At 40.3% G+C, this 3,769-nt stretch carries 3 protein-coding genes; all 3 read left to right on the forward strand.

Features of this window, described 5'->3' with window-relative positions; genetic code table 11:
- Window positions 1–541 precede the first annotated feature (541 nt).
- Window positions 542–1,567 carry a LacI family transcriptional regulator gene (locus COT43_03090; GenBank protein ID PIS29755.1) on the forward strand — a complete coding sequence of 342 codons (1,026 nt, stop codon included), beginning with the start codon at window positions 542–544 and terminating at the stop codon, window positions 1,565–1,567.
- A 24-nt stretch (window positions 1,568–1,591) separates the two neighbouring features.
- Window positions 1,592–3,550, forward strand: coding sequence for a hypothetical protein (locus COT43_03095; protein PIS29756.1), 1,959 nt, complete (start codon window positions 1,592–1,594; stop codon window positions 3,548–3,550).
- A gap of 28 nt (window positions 3,551–3,578) precedes the next feature.
- Window positions 3,579–3,769 (forward strand): hypothetical protein (locus COT43_03100; protein ID PIS29757.1); only part of this gene is annotated, 191 nt, incomplete at its 3' end.

Below are 3,769 nucleotides of genomic sequence, written 5' to 3' on the forward strand. Positions count from 1 at the left end.
TCTCCTGACAGGTAAACTCGACCTCACCTCTAATAATAAACACTATCTACCCATTTAAAATGCGAAAGAACCATATTTTATTTATGAAGATGTTACCAATCTCACAAAGTTGAGAAATTTTCTTCTCTAATTAATCTAAAATTAAAAAAAAGCGTGAAAAGAAGTAAAAGATTTTGTTTTTGAACCAATCAAGCGAAAAGTTAAGCCTTCGGAAGGAACGATATTAACATCTGATGAGAAGATTTATTTTATGTACGGACTGCTCATTATTTAAAAAAACTGCGGGAACAAATTTGAGTGCGCTCATAATCTGACAGAGGTATCAGTATTTGAGAAGTAAGGGGCGCAAGCGTCGGGGAAAGATCGGTTGCCTGCGTTCAGGGCATTTGTTTTCAAAAGGATTTTTCGATTGAATCAAATGCTGATTTAAGAGTATTTTTGCTGAATAATTTCCTCTGAATTATTCCGCTTTAAAAATACACTTGACTTTTGTTTTCTGAGTTTTTATATTAAAACGTGTCGATAATAATTATGAGACGATATGAGCACCATTAAAGATATTGCTAAGAAAGCCGAGGTTTCGATCTCGACTATATCTCTGGTTTTGAATAACAAGGGATATGTCAAACCGGAAACACGCAAGAAAATTCTCGATGTGATGGAAGAACTCAATTACAAGCCGTCACGATCGGCCCGTAAACTTGCAACCCGTATGAATGGCAATATCGGATTTATCATTTGGGAAAGTCACTTCTACGAAGTAGAAATGTTCTATAGTCAGGTTTTTCTGGGAATGGAGTATGCCGCGCGGAAAAGTGATAGTTATATTCTGCTGACGACTGTAAAAGAAAATTTTGACCCCAAGATTGACCTACCGCGTTTTTTAAAATATAATGATATTGACGGGGTTGCCCTGGCCGGACGTGTGCCCCATAGTCTGGTTGAATATTTAGATAGCAAGCGAATCCCTTTTGTACTCGTCGATTATTTAGTTCCGGGTAAAAATTACAACAGTGTGCAGATTGATAATTATAATGGAGCTTATGCAGCGGTTCAGCATTTGGTCGAATCCGGACGTAAACGCATCGGTTTTGTGGGGGGTACTTTTTTCCATTCATCAATTAAGGAAAGATATCGCGGATATAAAGAATGTCTTGAAACGTATAAAATTATGGACAGCGAACAAATCTCAAATTATACTTATGTCGAAAACGCAGAAACCTCACCGGCGATAGGAGAAAAGGGTCTCGTCAGTCTATTAAACAGAGAGCCGAAGTTGGATGCCGTCTTCTGCTGTAATGATTCGACTGCGATGGGAGTAATTAAGGAAGTTCACAAAAAACAATTAAAAATACCGGATGATATTGCTATTATCGGCTTCGATGATATTCCCAATTCGGCTTACTGTAATCCGAGGCTAACGACCGTCAGGGTCCCCCAATTAGTACTGGGAAAGGAGGCTTTTAATTTGCTTAATGAAGTGATTCGGCACCCGCTTGATCCGCCCCAAACTCGCATTATCACGACAGAACTTGTTAAGCGGGAAAGCACGGGATTTAAAGAATAGGTCAATAAGGGATTAAAAGAACAAGTGGTTGAGAATCTGTTTTTTAAAGATTGCGAAGGGAAAAACCTATTTTTGATTGGTACTAATTACTGGCCAGCCACTTCGGCTATCAACATGTGGACTGAGTGGTATCCGGCAGAGTTGGTTGATGATGTCAAACGGATGAAAGGGCTGGGAATGAATTGTTGCCGGCCTTTTTTATTTCTGCCAGCTTTTCTGGAAAAGGAAGGCACGGTCAATCCGGTGATGCTTGATCGTCTGGGTTATTTTTTAAATGTTTGTGAAGAAAATAAGCTGTACACATTTCCAACTTTTATTGTCGGGCATATGTCCGGTGAAGACTGGGGGGTTCCCTGGATGAATGGCCCGGAATTGATCGGGGATCGCCGTGTTATCGAAATAACCAAGTCTTACATAACTTCGGTAATTCAAGTCGCGAAAGTTTTTAAATACGTTCTGGGCTGGCTTTTATCAAATGAACTATCAAATTTCATCGGAAATCAAAATCCTGCCGATGTAATGGCCTGGGTCAAAGAAATAACCGCCACGATTCGCTCAATCGATCCACAGCGACCGATCAGTGTTGGTGACGGAGCCTGGTCTCCGGAAGTGATTAGTGAGCAAACCGGCTTTCATTTACGGAAACTGAATTCCTATCAGGATTTCGTCGGCTTGCATTATTATCCGCGTGGAATGAGTCCGTGGCATCATACATATACGACGGCGTTCCGTACACAATTAGCAAAGGTCTGGGGCAAACCGGTAGTCGTCGAGGAATTCGGTACTTCAACGACGTTATGTTCCGAAGAAAATCAGGCGAATTATTTCCGAACCGTTTTTTTTAGTGCGTTGATTAATGGAGCTCAGGGGACTCTCAGCTGGTGTCTTAACGATTTTGACTTTGTCAATAAAAGGCCTTATTCTCACCACCTTTCCGAGGAACGTTTTGGAGTCATTAGAAGTGACAAGACTTTCAAACCGGCTGCCTACGAGTTTGAGAAGTTCCGAAAGATTTGTAGTGAATTGACCAAGGGTGAGTTTGAAAAGAATGATAACAATGTAGGCTTATTCATTCCATCTAATTATTATTACAAGTATCCTTATGAATTTCAGACCGACATCGGGAATCTGTATGATTTTTATTTAGAGTGTTTTTCTTTATTAAAGCGTGTTAATCAGAATGTAAATATGATTGTCGAACCGGCTCAGGAAATTGAGAACGGAGGTCTTTTTTCACATGATTTAAAGTTGGATGGCCTGCCGGTATTGTTCCTGCCGAGGTTGAAATTCATGACCAAACCGACCAAAACTGCCCTCGACAAGTATATAAATGAGGGTGGTATTATGTACTTCAGCTTCGCGAACGATAGTTTAGTAAATGATTGGGACAAATTGGCTGGCGTAATCACCGACTGCAAATTCGGAGTCCCGGATTTTCGGAATGTTCAAAAGTTAGACGTCGAAGTAAATTCCGATTGGGGCGAATTTCAAAAAAATGAGCATTTTTCGCTCCCATTATTAAACAATCAGCCGTCATACGGTTATTGTCCGATATTAAGTACGACTGCAAAAGTCATTATGACTGATCAACTTGGGATGCCTTTTTTAATTGAAAACCAGGTTGGTAAGGGAAAGGTCTATTTCATGCCGTATCCGATCGAAGCGCTTTCATCGGGAACTAATGATGACTGTATTAAGATGTTAATAGGACGGATTTATAAATCCATTATTCATCTTAATCAACAAGCACCTGAGATCAGTGTCAATGGCGATGGACTGGAATTTGGTGTATGGGAAAACAATACCGAAAAACGCCTTGTAATCCTAAATCATTCCTGGAGCGAGCAGCTAGGCCGGATTCGGTTGCAGAAATCTGTTTCCTCCTTGGAATCATCAATACCAATTATTAAGAAAGATGAAAATTCATTTCAATTGACCTTGCCTCGTAAGGAGGTCGCATATATAAGAATTAGATGGCTTTGAAATAATTAACACAAACAAAGGAGGCAAAATGAAAAAGACTTGTTTGTTAATCGTGACGGTCGGCCTGATTTTATCAAGCTCAATGCTTGCTGATAATTTGATTGGCAATTCTGGTTTTGAGGATCAGAGTCCGGCTTTTTGGAATGTACTGAATGGTACCTTCGGGACGGAATTGGGTGTGGGAACGGATACCAGCACGAATGTCAAGACTGGTTTTCG

The sequence above is a fragment of the Candidatus Marinimicrobia bacterium CG08_land_8_20_14_0_20_45_22 genome (assembly GCA_002774355.1).
Classification (GTDB): Bacteria; Fidelibacterota; UBA2242; order UBA2242; family UBA2242; genus 0-14-0-20-45-22.